The sequence below is a fragment of the Streptomyces sp. BE20 genome (assembly GCF_036322525.1).
In the GTDB taxonomy this organism is placed as follows: Bacteria; Actinomycetota; Actinomycetes; order Streptomycetales; family Streptomycetaceae; genus Kitasatospora.
Window position 1 is genome coordinate 47929 of the sequence record NZ_JAQYWW010001036.1, and the last position, 15183, is coordinate 63111.

Sequence of the window (15183 nt, forward strand, 5' to 3'; positions counted from 1 at the left end):
AGGTGTACGGGCGTCATGGGCGTACCGGCCGCAGCGTACCCTCAAGAACGCCCGCCCACTGCCGGATCACTCCGGATCGTCGTGCACTGTCGTCGGTGAGCAGGTTCGCCAGGCCGAGACCGCGTGCCATGTCGAGGGTGGCCTGCACCGTCTCGCGAACACCGGGGACGCTTTCGTCGGCCCCGAGGAACTCGACGGCGGCCCGGTGGGCCTCGCGTCCGACGCGTCCCTCCAGGCCGATGATCCGGTCGCGCAGCGACTCCTCGGTGGCGGCGGCGACCCACAGGTGGAGGGCCGCGCGGAACAGCGGGCCGGTGTAGAGGCGGACGATCATGCCGACGACGGCCTCGGTGCGCGCCGGGCCCGCGGCCGGCAGCTCGTCCGCGTGGGCCCGGACGGCGGCCAGCCGCTCGGCGGTGACGTGCTCGACCGCCGCGGTGAAGAGGTCCTCGCGGGTCGGGAAGTGGTGCTGGGCCGCGCCCCGGGAGACACCGGCCCGTTCGGCGACGACGGCGACGGTGGAGCCGTTCCAGCCGAGCTCGGCGAGGCAGTCGACGGCCGCCGCCAGCAGCCGCGCCCGGGTGGCGCGGCTGCGGTCCTGCCGGGGGGCGCGGGCGGTGGGGTGCGTGGTCATCTGCGGTGGCGGTTCCGTTCGTGCGAGGGCCGGCGGGCGGGGCCGGGGACGGCGACCGGCCCGGGGGCCCGGGGGGTGCGCCAGATCCTGCCAGACCACGGCCCGCGCGGTGCGGCCGGTGACGCCCCGGGTCGTACGGCGACGCGGCGGGTGCCCGTCAGCGGGCGGCCTCCCGGGCCCGCAGCTCCCGGCGCAGGATCTTGCCCGCCGGGGACTTGGGGACGACCTCCAGGAACTCGACCACGCGGACCTTCTTGTACGGGGCGACCTGCCCGGCCACGAAGGCCGCCACCTCCTCCTCGGTGAGCGCGCTGCCCGGGGCCCGCACCACGAAGGCCTTGGGGCACTCGGTGCCCTCGGCGTTGCGCACGCCGATCACCGCCGCGTCGGCGATCTGCGGGTGGCTGAGCAGCAGCGCCTCCAGTTCGGCGGGGGCGACCTGGTACCCCTTGTACTTGATCAGCTCCTTCACCCGGTCGACGATGTGCAGGTAGCCGCGGTCGTCGACGAAGCCGACGTCACCGGTGTGCAGCCAGCCCTCGGCGTCGACGGTGGCGGCGGTCTCGGACGCGCGGCCGAGGTAGCCCTTCATCACCTGGGGGCCGCGGATCAGCAGCTCGCCGCGTTCACCGGGGCCGAGGTCCGGGTCGCTGCCGTCGAGGGCGGCGACGCGCAGCTCGGTGGAGGGGACCATCCGGCCGACCGAGCCCGGGGGCGGGTCGGTCTCGGAGGGGGAGACCAGGTGGCTGACCGGGGAGAGCTCGGTCATGCCGTAGCCCTGGAGGATGTGCGGCAGGCCGAGGCGGCGGGCGCAGGACTCGGCGAGATCGCCGTCCAGCGGGGCCGCCGCGCAGAGCAGGTACTCGACCGAGGACAGGTCGTAGCGGTCGACCACCGGGTGCCGGGCCAGGGCGAGGGCGATCGGCGGGGCCACGATCAGGGCCTGGACGCGCTGCTCCTCGATGGTGCGGCAGAACTGTTCCAGGTCGAAGCGGGGCAGCACGACGACGGTGGCACCGCAGCGCAGCGGCTGGTTGAGCAGGGCGGCGAGGCCGTAGATGTGGAAGAAGGGGAGGACGGCGAGCACCCGTTCGCCCTCTGCGGGGCGGTAGAGGGCGTCGGTCTGGGCGAGGTTGGTGGCGATCGATCGGTGGGTGAGCATCACCCCCTTGGGCATCCCGGTGGTGCCGCTGGAGTACGGCAGGACGGCGATGTCGGTCGCCGGGTCGAGGTCGATCTCGGGTGCGGGGCCGGTGGCGGCGAGCAGGTCGGCGAGCGAGCGGTGGCCCGGAACGCCGTCCAGGACGATGATCTCGGCGAGCGGCCGGCCTTCGGCGGCGAGCTTCTCGGCGGCGGCCCGGGCGGTGGGCAGGAACGCCGAGACCGTGATCAGCCAGCGGGCGCCGCTGTCGGCCAGCTGGCCGGCGAGGTCGCCGGCGGTGGCGAAGGAGGAGACGGTGGTGACGGTGGCGCCGGCCCGACCGGCGCCGTAGCAGGCCATCGGGTAGCCGATGGAGTTGGGACTGAACAGGGCCACCACGTCGCCCTGGCGGACGCCCGCCTCGGCCAGTCCGGCCGCGACCCGGCGGACGGCACGGCCGAGCTGGGCGTGGGTGACCGTCTCGCCGGTGACACCGTCGACCAGGGCGGGCCGGTCACCGTGGCGTTCGGCGCCGCCCAGGACGGCCTCGTGCAGGGGCAGGTCGACGATGCCGACGTCCGGGAACTCGCTGTGGAACACCAAGGAGTGCCTCCTGTGCGGAAATTGGCGCGGGCGGGGTGGCCGGCGGGAGGTCCTGGACGACCGGCCGCACGGTGCGCACAGGAGCATACGGACAGTGGCCGGGCGGTGCGTCGTAGTGACGAACGTTTGGCGGAGCGCGCGGGGCGCAAGAAGGGGCGCGGTCCGCGAACACCGAGGTCGGAGGGCCGGACGCCTCCGGAGGCGGTCAGATGCCAGAACGATGATGCGACGATCCGTTCGAGGGCTCGGCGCGGTGGGGCGGGAGGGAGTCCTCGGGGCGGGGCCGGACCGGTCCCGGACGGGACCGGTCCGGCCTGCCTAGTAGGACTTGGGCAGCCCGAGCGTGTGCTGGGCCACGTAGTTGAGCACCATCTCGCGGCTGACCGGGGCGACCCGGCCGACCCTGGTCGCGGCGAGCAGGGCCCCGAGGCCGTACTCCTGGGTGAGACCGTTGCCGCCGAGGGTCTGAACGGCCTGGTCGACCGTCCGGGCGGCCGCCTCCCCCGCCGCGTACTTCGCCATGTTGGCGGCCTCGCCTGCGGCCCGGTCGTCGCCCGCGTCGTAGAGCAGACCCGCCTTCTGGGTCATCAGCCGCGCCAGCTCGATCTCCACCGCGCACTGGGCGAGCGGGTGCGCCAGGCCCTGGTGCGCGCCGATCGGGGTCGACCAGACGGTGCGGGTCTTCGCGTACTCGACGGCCTTGCCGAGCGCCTGGCGGGCCAGACCGAGGGAGAACGCGGCGGTCATGATCCGCTCGGGGTTGAGGCCCGCGAAGAGCTGGAGCAGCCCCGCGTCCTCGTCCCCGACCAGGGCGTCGGCGGGCAGCCGGACCTCGTCCAGGAAGACCTGGAACTGACGTTCGGGGGAGACCAGTTCCATCGGGATCGGCCGGAACTCGAAGCCCGGGGTCTCGCGCGGCACGACGAACAGGGCGGGCTTGAGCCGCCCGGTGCGGGCGTCCTCGGTGCGGGCGACGAACAGGACGGCGTCGGAGTGGTCGATGCCGGAGACGAACACCTTGCGGCCGGTCAGCAGCCAGTCCCCGCCGCCGCGGCGCGCGACGGTGGAGATCCGGTGCGTGTTGGAGCCGGCGTCCGGCTCGGTGATGCCGAAGGCCATCCGCCGGCTGCCGTCGGCCAGTCCGGGCAGCCAGTGCCGCTTCTGCTCCTCGGTGCCGAAACGGGCCACGACCGTGCCGCAGATCGCCGGGGAGACGATCAGGAGCAGCAGCGGGCACCCGGCGGTGCCGAGTTCCTCCAGGACGATGGCGAGGTCGGTGATCCCGCCGCCACCACCGCCGTACTCGGCGGGGAGGTTCACCCCGAGGTAGCCGGCCTTCCCGGCATCGGCCCAGAGCTCGTCGACGGGCTCGCCGGCGCGGGCCTTGGCCAGGTAGTAGGCGGAGCCGTAACGGGCGCCGAGGTCGGCGACGGCGCGGCGCAGCGCCTGGCGTTCGGGGGTCTCGACGAGCGGGCTGCCGGGGGCGGTGGTGCGCGGTGCGGACATGGCTGGTCCTTCCGGGCGGGGGCGAGGGCTCTCGGTACGGGAGCGGGGGCGGGAGCCGGGGGCGGGGGCGGCCTGCGAGCCAGGGCCGGGGCCGCGGCTGCGGCCGGGGCCCGGCTCGGCCGTTCCGGGCGGCCGGTGCTCAGGTGGCGGGCTGCACGACGGCGAGCAGGGTGCCGAGTTCCACCCGCTGGCCCGGGGCGGCCCGGAGCTCGGCGAGGACGCCGTCGGTGGGAGCGGTGACGCGGTGCTCCATCTTCATCGCCTCCAGCCAGAGCAGCGGCTGCCCGGCGGTGACGGTGTCGCCGACGGCGGCGACGGTGCGGACGACGGTGCCGGGCATCGGGGCGAGCAGCGCGCCCGGGTCGGTCCGCGCGGCGGGGTCGGGGAAGCGGTCCGACACGGTGAGCACCGTGGTACCGGACGGTGTGTCGACGTACACGCGGTCGCCGTGGCGGGTGACGTCGAAGATCCGGCGGAGCGGGCCGGTCCGCAGCGTGACGCGCTCCGGCGAGGAGTCGACCAGGACCGTGTCCGGGTGGCCCTCGGCCCGCAGGCCGTCGCGGGTGAGCCGGTAGCGGACCTCCGTCTCGACGCCGTCGGCGGTCCGGTAGCGCTTCACCTGTGGCTGGGAGGGGAGGTTGCGCCAGCCCGACGGCAGTGCGGTCCGGCGGCCCGCCGCGTCGGCGAGCGCGGCGGCGAGGGCGGCGAGGGCCCGGTCGGCACCGTCGGGGGCGGCGCCGCGGGCGCCGCCGGGGGCCGGGGCGCCCAGCGCGACGAGCTCGGCCGCGTGCTCGGTCAGGAAGGCGGTGTGCAGGCGCCCCGCCAGGAACTCCGGGTGCCGGAGCGCGCGCACCAGCAACTCCCGGTTGGTGACGGGCCCGTGGATGCGGGCCCGGGCGAGCGCGTCCGCCAGCCGCCGGGCGGCGGCCGACCGGGTCGGCCCCCAGGCGATCACCTTCGCCAGCATCGCGTCGTAGTGCGCCGTGATCTCGCCGCCGTCGGCGACGCCGGAGTCCAGCCGTAGCCCGCGCCCGGTGAACTCGGTGTGCGGGAGCGGGATCCCGAAACGGTGCAGGACACCGGTGGAGGGCCTCCAGGCGTGGTCCGGGTCCTCCGCGTAGAGGCGGGCCTCGATCGCGCAGCCGACCGTCTCCGGCGCGGGCCCGGTGAGCCTCCCGCCCTCGGCGACGGTGAGCTGGAGGGCGACCAGGTCGAGGCCGGTGACGGCTTCGGTGACCGGATGCTCCACCTGGAGACGGGTGTTCATCTCCAGGAAGTAGAACCGCCCGTCCGGCGCGAGCAGGAACTCCGCCGTCCCCGCGCCGACGTACCCGGTGGCCCGGGCGGCGGCGACGGCGGCTTCGTGCAGGGCGGCGCGCACCGCCGGGTCGAGGCCGGGCGCGGGCGCCTCCTCGACGACCTTCTGGTGCCGCCGCTGCAACGAGCAGTCACGGTCGCCCACCGCCCACACCGTCCCGTGCGCGTCGGCGAGCACCTGCACCTCGACGTGCCGGCCGGCGGGCAGGTAGCGCTCGCAGAACACCTCGTCGGAGCCGAAGGTCCTCGCCGCCTCCACCTTGGCCGACGCCAACTCGATTTCCAGGTCGGCCAGTCGGCGTACCACCCGCATACCGCGCCCGCCGCCGCCGGCGGCCGCCTTGACCAGCAGCGGCAGGTCGGCCTCGACCGGCTCGGCCAAGGCGTCCAGGACGGGCACACCGGCCTTCGTCATCAGCCGCTTGGCGGCCGTCTTGGAGCCCATCGCGGCGATCGCCTCCGGCCCGGGACCGACCCAGACGAGGCCCGCGTCCAGCACGGCCCGCGCGAAACCGGCGTCCTCCGAGAGGAACCCGTACCCGGGGTGGACGGCATCCGCGCCGGCCGCGAGCGCGGCGGCGATCAGGAGGTCGCCGCGCAGGTAGGTGTCGGCGGGCGCCGCACCGGGCAGCCGGACGGCGGTGTCGGCCTCGCGGACGTGCGGGGCGCCGGCGTCCGGGTCGGCGTACACGGCCGTGGTGGCGATGCCCAACTCCCGGCACGTGTGCAGGATCCGGCGGGCGATCTCGCCGCGGTTGGCCACCAGCAGGTGGGTGATCAGCACGTTGTTCCCTCTCACATCCGGAAGACGCCATAGCCGGACGCGCCCTCGACCGGCGCGTTGTGGACCGCGGAGAGGCAGAGCCCGAGCACCGTCCGGGTGTCGCGCGGGTCGATCACCCCGTCGTCGTAGAGCCGCCCGGAGAGGAACACCGGCAGCGACTCCGCCTCGATCTGCTGCTCCACCATGGCCCGGATCGCCGCGTCCGCGTCCTCGTCGTAGGGCCGGCCCTTCGCGGCGGCGGACTGCCGCGCGACGATCGACAGCACCCCGGCCAGTTGCTGCGGCCCCATCACCGCCGACTTGGCGCTCGGCCACGCGAACAGGAACCGCGGGTCGTACGCCCGCCCGCACATGCCGTAGTGACCGGCCCCGTAGGAGGCGCCCAGCAGCACGGACAGGTGCGGGACACGGGAGTTGGCGACCGCGTTGATCATCATCGCGCCGTGCTTGATGATGCCGCCCTGCTCGTACGCGCGGCCCACCATGTACCCGGTGGTGTTGTGCAGGAAGAGCAGCGGGACCGCCCGCTGGTTGGCCAGCTGGATGAACTGCGCCGCCTTCTGGGACTCCTGGCTGAACAGGACGCCCTGCGCGTTGGCCAGGATGCCGACCGGGAATCCGTGCAGGCGGGCCCAGCCGGTGGCCAGGCTGGTGCCGTAGAGCGGCTTGAACTCGTCGAAGTCGGAGCCGTCGACGATCCGGGCGATCACCTCGCGCGGGTCGAACGGCACCTTGAGGTCACCCGGGACGATGCCGAGCAGTTCCTCCTCGGCGTACTTCGGCGGCTCGGCCGACGGGTCGGGGTCGGGGCCCGGCTTGCGGTGGTCGAAGCGGGCCACGATCCGGCGGGCGAGGCGCAGCGCGTCCTGCTCGTCCGCCGCGAAGTGATCGGCCAGCCCGGAGGTGCGGGCGTGCATCTCGGCGCCGCCGAGCGACTCGTCGTCCGTCTCCTCCCCGGTGGCCATCTTCACCAGCGGCGGGCCGCCCAGGAACACCTTGGCCCGCTCCGCGACCATCACGGTGTGGTCGGACATCCCGGGCACGTAGGCGCCGCCGGCCGTCGAGTTGCCGAACACCACCGCCACGGTGGGGATCCCGGCGGCGGAGAGCCGGGTGAGGTCGCGGAAGAGGGCGCCGCCGGGGATGAAGATCTCCTTCTGGCTGGGCAGGTCGGCGCCGCCGGACTCGACCAGATTGACCAAGGGGAGGCGGTTGGTGAGGGCGATCTCGTTGGCGCGCTGGGCCTTGCGCAGCGTCCACAGGTTGGAGGCTCCGCCGCGCACGGTCGGGTCGTTGGCGGTGATCACGCACTCGACGCCCTCGACCACGCCGATCCCCGTGACCAGTGCGGCGCCCACCGGGTAGTCGCTGCCCCAGGCGGCGAGCGGGGAGAGCTCCAGGAACGGCGAGTCCTGGTCGATCAGCAGCTCGATCCGCTCTCGCGGCAGCAACTTGCCGCGCTCGCGGTGGCGTTCGACGTACCTGGGACCGCCGCCGGCCAGCGCCGCGACATGCTCGGCGTCGAGTTCGGCCAGCTTGGCGAGCATCGCGGCGCGGTGCCCGGTGAAGTCGGCGCCGCCCGGGTCGAGGCGGGTGGGCAGGACGGTCACAGCAGTGCCTCCGGGATGTCGAGGTGGCGCGAGCGCAGCCACTCCCCCAGCGCCTTCGCCTGCGGGTCGAAGCGGTGCTGGGCCGCCACCCCCTCGCCGAGCAGACCGGTGATGGTGAAGTTGAGCGCGCGGAGGTTCGGCAGGACGTGCCGGACGATCTCCGACTCCGACGTCTCGGGGAGGAGCTCCCGCAGCCGGTCGACGGTGAGGGCGTGCGCGAGCCAGCGCCAGCAGGGCTCGTCGCGGGCCCAGACGCCGAGGTTGGCGTCACCGCCCTTGTCGCCGCTCCTGGCGCCCGCCACCAGACCGAGCGGTGCCCGGCGGGTGGGACCGCCGCCGGGGAGCGGCACGGGGAGCCCGTACCCGGCTTCCCCGCCCGGGAGTTGCGGCGCGGGCGGCGGCGGTTCGGGACGCAGCGGGCCAGCGGGACGCGGCGGAGCGGCGGGCGGGACGGCCACCCGGCGGCCGTCCGGCAGGACCGCCGTGTGCTCGACCGCCGCCGCGTCCACGGGCACGGCCGTGAACACCCCGTACGGCGCCCCGGGCCCGGGCGGTGCGACCAGGTGGAAGCCCGGGTAGCCGGCGAGCCCGAGTTCCACCGCCGCCCGGCCGAGGTCGCGGCCGACCCTGGCGGGGTCCGGATCCCGCGCGGTGAGCCGGAGCAGCGCGGAGGAGGTCTCCTCGGTCTCGGCGTCCGGGTGGTCGGTGCGGGCCAGCGTCCAGCGCAGCTCGGCAGGCCGGGATCCGGGCGCCAGCGCCTCCTCGAACTGCCGCCGCACCAGGTCCGCCTTGGCCTCGATGTCCAGCCCGGTGAGGACGAAGACCACCTCGTTGCGGTGCCCGCCCAGCCGGTTGAGCCCGGCCTTGAGCGTGGTGGGCGGGGCCTCGCCGCGCACCCCGTCGATCCGGACCCGGTCCGGGCCCTCCCGGGTGAGCCGGACGGTGTCCAGGCGCGCCGTCACGTCCGGGCCCAGGTAGCGCGGTCCACCCGTCTCGTAGAGGAGCTGGGCGGTGACGGTGCCGACGGTGACCGCGCCGCCCGTCCCGGGGTGCTTGGTCACCACGCTGGACCCGTCGGCGTACAGCTCCGCGACCGGGAAGCCGGGCCGGGTGACGTCGTGCTCCCGGAAGAACGCGTAGTTGCCGCCGGTGGCCTGCGCGCCGCACTCCAGGACGTGCCCGGCGACGACGGCGCCCGCGAGGGCGTCCAGGTCGTCCCCGGTCCAGCCGAAGCGGGCGACGGCCGGCCCGACGACCAGCGAGGCGTCGGTCACCCGGCCGGTGACCACCACGTCGGCGCCGGCCGTCAGGCACTCCGCGACGCCGAACGCTCCGAGGTAGGCGTTGGCCGCCAACAGCCCCTCCGGGAGTCCGAGTTCGGCCCGGCGGGGCAGCAGGTCGTCCCCCTCGACGTACGCGACAGCCGGCTCCAGCCCCTGTCGCTTCGCCAACTCCACGACGGCGTCCGCCAGTCGGGCCGGGTTGAGCCCGCCGGCGTTGGTCACGATCCGGACCCCGCGATCCAGGGCCAGGCCGAGGCACTCCTCCATCTGCCGGAGGAAGGTCTTCGCGTACCCGAGGGAGGGATCCCTCAGCCGGTCGCGGGCGAGGATCAGCATGGTCAGCTCGGCCAGGTAGTCCCCGGTGAGCACGTCCAAGGGCCCGCCCGTGAGCATCTCCCGCACCGCCGAGAACCGGTCCCCGTAGAACCCCGACGCATTGCCGATCCGCAGCACCGGCCCCGGCCGATCCGCCTCCCCCGCACCCGACTTCGACCCCGATGTCACGCGAGCGCCTCCCCGACCGGTGGCCCGATGTTCGCCGTCGGTGAGCAGAGTGGCACCGTGCGCGAGAAAAAGCAATCACGCCTGCTTGTTTTCACGTTCAGAGCAGGGCCACGGCGGTACAGCCTGCCGGCGGTTCGCCCCACTCGGCGGCACGCCGGTGGCCGGCACCCGCCGCTCCGGCTGAGGGGCGACCGCCGCGACCGCCGCCTCGCGCACCCGGGTGCCACTGCCGCCAGGGGCGCCCCGGGGCGGGTCCGCAACGTGCGGATGCGCCATCGCCCCCTCCTGACGCGTGCACACCTGGGAAGCCCCGTCCGGACAGGCGGAATCACCTGCGAAGGCGAGGTGCGCCAACTAGAGTCGCGGCCAAGACAGTTCGTCGCCGGGCGCGCGGCCCGACCACCGGCCACCCGCGAGCGGGCGGTACCACCGCCCCGGTGTGCCCGGTGTCCGTACCGGCGGCGAGCAAGCACGGCCCGCCCCGTACCACCGCACCACCGGCCCGTCCGCCGCAACCGCCGCCGGACCGGGCCGACATGTCGCCGAGTAGACAGGGAACCCGTGCCATGGACTTCCGGACCGGCCGCCGTACGGCGATCGCCGTCACCGCCGCCCTCACCGCCGGAGCGCTGCTGGGGGCCGCCCCCGCGACGCCGGCCGCACCCGCCGCGGCCACCGCCCCCACCCCGACCATCCTGCAGACCGGCCTGCCCGCCCGGTCCTTCAGCGACCCCACCGGGGTCAACGACAACGGCGTCGTCGTCGGCTACGCCTACGGGTCCGGCCAGGGCAACGACACCAGCGCCATCCGCTGGAACCCCGACCTCGCCCCCACCACCCTCCCCCCGCTGTCCGGCGAGGACTTCGCGCAGGCCCTGGGGGTGAACGACGCGAACCTCGCCATCGGCATCTCCTGGCCCGCCTCCCGGGACCGCTACCGGGCGACGGCCGTCCGCTGGGCCGCCGACGGCACACCCACCGTCCTGCCGCCGCTGCCCGGCGACCAGTACAGCAAGCCCACGGCGATCGGCTCCGGCGGCGCCGTGGTCGGGGTCTCCAGCAACGGCGCCGAGGAGCACGCCGTGGCCTGGCGCCCGGACGGCACCGTCGTCGCCCTCGCCCCGCTGCCCGGGGGCACCAGGAGCGAGGCCGTCGACATCAACGGCGCCGGAGTCGCGATCGGCCGCTCCTCCACGGGGAGCGGCACGTACCGCGGCGTGATCTGGAGCTCCACCGGCACGCCGACCCCGTTCCAGACCGGTCCGACCGGCGGGGTCGGCGACGTGCCGGTCCAGATCAACGACGCCGGCACGGTGATCGGATGGGCCGACCGGCCGCAGTCGACCGGAACCGTCCGGCACGGTCTGGTCCGGTCGCCCAACGGGGCGATCCTCGACCTCGGGGCGAACACCCTGCCGGTCGCCGTCAACGGCTCCGGCACCGTCGTGGGCCAGCACCAGCCGAACCCGACCTCCAGCCAGACGTCCGCCGCGAAGTGGAGCCCCACCGGCACCCTCACCCCTCTCCCCCTCGCCGCTTCGTCGGGCGCCAAGTCGACCGCCGTCGGGATCAACGACTCCGGCACCGCGATCGGCTACTCGTGGGACGGCATCCCGGCCCGGCAGTACCAGGCGGGCAAGATCTGGGCCGCCGACGGCACCCTCACGGACCTCGACCCCACCGGTACCACCAACACCACCCTGTTCATCAACAACACGGGCCTGGTCGTCGGGCTCTCGCTGTTCCGGTCGGCGGGAAGTCTCTACCCCTCCCACCTGGCCACCGTCTGGCGCCCGTAGGGTCCGAGTCGCCTGTGCCGCACCGGGATCACGCACAGGGTGACGCACGAGGCGGCGTGGCGCCGAACCTGCAGGTCGGCGCCACGCCGCACGGCCGGTGACCGGGCGATCAATTGACTGCCCAAGCCCGGCGTCCTCCCGTAGAGTGACCGGATGGTCGGCCTAATGGATCAGAAATCGTTGCAGGAAACCAGAACTGACGCAGCATCACCCGCCCCGACCCATGTGGTGGGCCTGTCACCCGTGTTCACCGACCCGTTGTGGCGGATCCCCGTCCGGCTGAACCCCGTCGAAGTCGCCCTGCTGCGCACCGAACCGCTGCGGCGCCTGCACTTCGTGGCACACGGCGGGGCTTCGACGATCAGCACCCTGCAGTCGTACTCCCGGCTCGAACACACCCTCGGCGTGCTCGCCCTGGTCGCGCACTTCCGACCGGAGGACGAACTCCTGCGGGTCGCGGCGCTGGTGCACGACATCGGCCACCTGCCGTTGAGCCACACCTTCGAGGGCCTCTCCGGCCTCGACCACCACGCGATCGGCCTGCAGTTGCTGCGGGCCGACCCGATCCGTCCGGTGCTGGAGGAGCACGGGATCAGCGCCCGAGCCGTCGTCGCCGCACTCGGCGCGCAGCCGCCCTCACCGCTCACCAACCGCTCCAACCTGCTGAATCTCGACCATCTCGACTCCTACGTGCGCAGTGGGCGTGCCGCCGGGCGCCTGGACGCCGATCCGGCCGCCCTGCTGGGCCGACTCCGTCTCAAGGACGCCGCGGTGTCGGCCGACCGCGAGACCGCCGCCTCGCTGGTCGGCCTGGTCTGCGCGGAAGCACGGCTGCACACCTCGTGGGACAACGTGGGTCCGGTCTCGGTGGTCCGCCGCCTGGCCCGCCGGCTGCTCGACAGCACGGACCTCGCCCCGGCCGGGCTCGCTCGGCTGACCGATCCGCAGCTGTGGTCCGCGCTCGACGCCTGCGAGGCCACGCGGGTGGAGAGTGCCATGATCCGGTACGAGCCGCACCGGCTGAAGGTCACGGCCGGCAGCGCTCCGGGCGTTCCCGGGGACGCCTCCGGCTGGGACTTCTCGCTGCGCAAGATCTACAGCTCCGAGCCGCTGGTGGACGGGCAGCGGATCGAGGTGTCCGCGCCGGAACTGGCCGCCGAGCTGGACGCGCTGAGGTCGTTGTCCACCACGTTCCGCGTCCGGTGGGACTGAGACAGCCGGCACGGGGACACCGGGCACGGCGACGTGGGGACACGACGACGCGGAGGCGCGCCGGCGGGCCAAAGGAGAGGACGCCGCCCCCGGTCCGCCCGTCGCACGAGCTACTGGCCCACCCTCCCGTCGACGCACTCGCGCAGCAGGTCGGCGTGCCCGCAGTGTCGGGCGTACTCCTCGATCCGGTGGACCATCAGCTCCCGCACCGCGATCCCGTCCTTCCCCAGGCGCTCGCCGAGGTCCGGGTGCCCGGCCAGGGCGGCATCGGTCGCGGCCTGCTCGCGCGCCAGATCGGCGTGCGCGCCGTCGACCACGGCCTGTTCGGCGACGGCTTCGTCGAAGTCCGCGTCGCGCCTGCCGTACAGCTTCGGCAGCGGCTCACCGTCGGTGATCCAGTTCTGCCAGTCCCGTTCCACCTCGGCGAGGTGCCGGACGAGACCGAGCAACGACATCGTCGACGGCGGGACCGACCGGCGCGCGAGCTGTTCGGCGTCGAGGCCCTCGCACTTCATCCGCAGGGTGGTGCGGTAGTCCGCCAGGAAGTTCAGCAGCGTCGCGAGCTCGCCGTCCGGACCGGTCTGGTCCCGGGCACGGGGGTCGTCGTCCGGATCGGCCCACATGTCGGGGTAGACGGTCGCCCGGCTCCATCGTGCGGGCCGGTCGGTCTCGGTCGGGTCGGTCGGGAGGAGGTCGCTCATGCGTTCCATGATCGTTGGAGAGCGGACGGTTCGCCAGCGGGTTTCCCCGCGACGACCGGCGGTGACCGCCCCGGCTGCGCGGGCCCCGGCGGTGAGCGTGCCGGCGTGACGCGTGCTCGAACGTCCTCAGCTCATCAACTCGGGCGCGAAGTAGTCCCGCAGGCGAGCGATCCTCCCGTCCCGGACGCGGAAGATCTGCACCAGCGAGACGGTCTCGTCGCCCCCTCCCCCGTCACCGGGCCCGTCGAAGACCGTGTCGATCTCGGCGATGAACACGTCGGGATCGGCGGTCACGTGCAGCACGTACCCGGACTTCTCCAGGTTCGGCAACCGGCCGCCCTCCGACTCCCGCTCGTAGTAGGCCGCCATCGTCCGACGGATCTCCTCGCGCCCCACCAGCTTCCTGGGGAAAGCGGCGCCGCCCGGCATCAGCGGCGCTTCGAGGACACCGTCCTCGGTGAAGTTCTCGGCCAGGGCGTCGGCGTTCCGGGTCAGGGAACCCGCGTAGACGTAGCTCTGGAAGATCTGCTGCGGCGTTCGGGACACGGTGGCCTCCCCTGGACTCGGACACGGGGTACCACACCATCACAGGATTGCTTCCGGGACGACCGGTTCCGGGCCGATTCCTGCTCCGGCCCGGGGGCGGGCGCGTTCCGGCGGACCGGCCGGACACGCGTCCGCCCCGCCCACCGGGTGCGGCGGACGAGGCGAACGGGACGGACGGACCGCGGACATGCCTTGGTCAGGTCAGGTCAGGTCAGGCGCCCGCGGTGGCCAGGTCCTTGATGTCCTCGTAGCCGAGGCCCAGCTTGTTGTAGAGGCGCACCTCGTCCTCGGTCAGCCCACCGCCCTTGGTCAGCTCCTTCACCTGGGAGTCGGTGAGCGGCGTGGCCGCCGCCGCACCGGCCGAGTCGTCCGCGCCGCCCACGGAGGCACCGCCGAGGCCGCCGCCGAGGAGGCCGCCGAAGATGTCCTCGATGTCCGCCGAGGTGATCTCGGCGGCACCGGAGGGCGCCTGGACCGCCGGGGCGTCCTTGCCGAACGCGATCCGCACCGGAAGCGTGGCGCCCGGGGTGGGCTTCTCCTCCAGCTGGGCGAGGTCGAAGGTCACGGCGGACAGCGCGCCGCCGTCCAGGTAGAGGTCCAGGGCCAGCTTGCGGTCAGGCACGTCACTCGGGACGGCCTTCGGCAGCTTGGCCCCGCTCGGAAGCTCCTTGGCCAGCGGCTCGACGGCCTTCAGCAGGTCGTCCGCCAGCTTGCGGGCGGGAGCGCTGAGGGTGATCAGGTCCTTGCCGTCCTTCTTGCCCTTGTCCTCGAAGGAGACGTCACTGGTGAAGATGTTCTTCAGCGACGTCGCGAGGCCCTCCGAGACCTTCGGGTCCAGCGTGGGCGCGGCGGAGGGCGAGGCCCCCGCCTTGCCGTCGGCCGACTTCGCGGAGCCCTGGAGCGCCGCCGCGTCGAAGGTGACCCACTTCCCGGTCAGGCCGTCCTTCAGGGCCGCCGGCAGGCCCTCCGTCATCTCCTTGACCTGGGCCGGGTCCTCGCCGACCAGCGTGGCGATGCCCGCGAGGTCGGCCTGCGCGTAGGTCTTGCCGCCGACCTGGCGCAGCTCGACCAGCGACGCGCCGCCCTTGCCGGTGAGCGCGTAGGAGAAGGAGACCGACTTGTCCGACAGCGCGTCGACGGTCTTGCCGTCGGCGCCCTTGCTCGGCTTGACGTCCTTGAGCGGCTTGTCCGCGCTGAAGGAGACCGCCAGGCTCACGGCGGAGAGCGCGGCCGCGGTCTCCGCGTCGACCTTCTCGCCGGTGGCGGTGCCGAAGGCCTCGATCTGCGCGGGAGTCGCGTCGATGGAGAACTTCGCACTGAACGACTTGCTGTCGTTGAGCTTCCCGAAGGCGTCGGACACCTTCTCCGCGGCGGTGAGCTGCTGGACGGTACCGCACGCGGCGAGCCCGGCGGCGAGAACGGTGCTGCAGGCGGCGGCGACCAGGGTGGTGCGGACGGTCCTGCGTATCACGGCGTTGATGGGAAGCCTCCTGAGAGCGGCGTAGAGATCGTGGAAGCAACTGGTCCGCTGCCTGTGTACGAC

The 15183-nt window shown here is 73.9% G+C and carries 11 protein-coding genes; 2 read left to right on the top strand and 9 right to left on the bottom strand.

Features of this window, described 5'->3' with window-relative positions:
- Nucleotides 1-13 precede the first annotated feature (13 nt).
- The 6 genes from PUR61_RS29020 to PUR61_RS29045 form a co-directional block, all read right to left on the bottom strand.
- The gene (locus PUR61_RS29020; protein WP_329882444.1) at nt 14-634 is read right to left on the bottom strand and encodes a TetR/AcrR family transcriptional regulator; all 621 of its coding nucleotides are present in this window, start codon (nt 632-634) and stop codon (nt 14-16) included.
- A 157-nt stretch (nt 635-791) separates the two neighbouring features.
- Nucleotides 792-2378, bottom strand: coding sequence for a 4-coumarate--CoA ligase family protein (locus PUR61_RS29025; RefSeq protein ID WP_329882445.1), 1587 nt, complete (start codon nt 2376-2378; stop codon nt 792-794).
- 318 nt (nt 2379-2696) lie between these two features.
- A complete protein-coding gene (locus PUR61_RS29030) occupies nt 2697-3884 on the bottom strand; it encodes an acyl-CoA dehydrogenase family protein (protein ID WP_329882446.1) in 1188 nt (395 codons plus the stop codon).
- A gap of 139 nt (nt 3885-4023) precedes the next feature.
- The gene (locus PUR61_RS29035; RefSeq protein WP_329882496.1) at nt 4024-5982 is read right to left on the bottom strand and encodes an acetyl/propionyl/methylcrotonyl-CoA carboxylase subunit alpha; all 1959 of its coding nucleotides are present in this window, start codon (nt 5980-5982) and stop codon (nt 4024-4026) included.
- Nucleotides 5983-5996: 14 nt separating this feature from the next.
- Complete coding sequence (locus PUR61_RS29040) at nt 5997-7595, bottom strand: acyl-CoA carboxylase subunit beta (protein WP_329882447.1); 1599 nt, start codon at nt 7593-7595, stop codon at nt 5997-5999.
- Nucleotides 7592-9271 (bottom strand): acyclic terpene utilization AtuA family protein, encoded by a 1680-nt coding sequence (locus tag PUR61_RS29045; RefSeq protein ID WP_443035254.1) that lies wholly within the window; start codon nt 9269-9271, stop codon nt 7592-7594. The genes PUR61_RS29040 and PUR61_RS29045 overlap by 4 nt, the downstream gene beginning before the upstream one ends.
- A 677-nt stretch (nt 9272-9948) precedes the next feature.
- Between PUR61_RS29045 and PUR61_RS29050 the strand changes: the two genes are divergently transcribed.
- Nucleotides 9949-11181 (top strand): hypothetical protein, encoded by a 1233-nt coding sequence (locus PUR61_RS29050; protein WP_329882449.1) that lies wholly within the window; start codon nt 9949-9951, stop codon nt 11179-11181.
- A gap of 228 nt (nt 11182-11409) precedes the next feature.
- Nucleotides 11410-12393 (top strand): HD domain-containing protein, encoded by a 984-nt coding sequence (locus PUR61_RS29055; protein WP_329882450.1) that lies wholly within the window; start codon nt 11410-11412, stop codon nt 12391-12393.
- Between the two features lie 110 nt (nt 12394-12503).
- Here PUR61_RS29055 and PUR61_RS29060 read toward each other — a convergent pair whose 3' ends face one another.
- The 3 genes from PUR61_RS29060 to PUR61_RS29070 all read right to left on the bottom strand — a co-directional run bounded on the left by PUR61_RS29060 (nt 12504) and on the right by PUR61_RS29070 (nt 15111).
- Nucleotides 12504-13094 (bottom strand): DinB family protein, encoded by a 591-nt coding sequence (locus tag PUR61_RS29060; protein ID WP_329882451.1) that lies wholly within the window; start codon nt 13092-13094, stop codon nt 12504-12506.
- A gap of 126 nt (nt 13095-13220) precedes the next feature.
- Nucleotides 13221-13640, bottom strand: a complete 420-nt coding sequence (locus PUR61_RS29065) for a nuclear transport factor 2 family protein (protein WP_329882452.1) — start codon at nt 13638-13640, stop codon at nt 13221-13223.
- A 211-nt stretch (nt 13641-13851) separates the two neighbouring features.
- Nucleotides 13852-15111: a hypothetical protein gene (locus PUR61_RS29070; protein ID WP_329882453.1), complete on the bottom strand. Its 1260-nt coding sequence runs from the start codon at nt 15109-15111 to the stop codon at nt 13852-13854.
- Nucleotides 15112-15183 lie beyond the last annotated feature (72 nt).

Bases quoted from the DNA above. Each gene is read 5' to 3' on its own strand.
- PUR61_RS29050 (WP_329882449.1), top strand. From the start codon at position 9,949: ATGGACTTCCGGACCGGCCGCCGTACGGCGATCGCCGTCACCGCCGCC.
- PUR61_RS29045 (WP_443035254.1), bottom strand. From the start codon at position 9,271: ATGCTCACGGGCGGGCCCTTGGACGTGCTCACCGGGGACTACCTGGCC.
- PUR61_RS29020 (WP_329882444.1), bottom strand. From the start codon at position 634: ATGACCACGCACCCCACCGCCCGCGCCCCCCGGCAGGACCGCAGCCGC.
- PUR61_RS29060 (WP_329882451.1), bottom strand. From the start codon at position 13,094: ATGAGCGACCTCCTCCCGACCGACCCGACCGAGACCGACCGGCCCGCA.
- PUR61_RS29030 (WP_329882446.1), bottom strand. From the start codon at position 3,884: ATGTCCGCACCGCGCACCACCGCCCCCGGCAGCCCGCTCGTCGAGACC.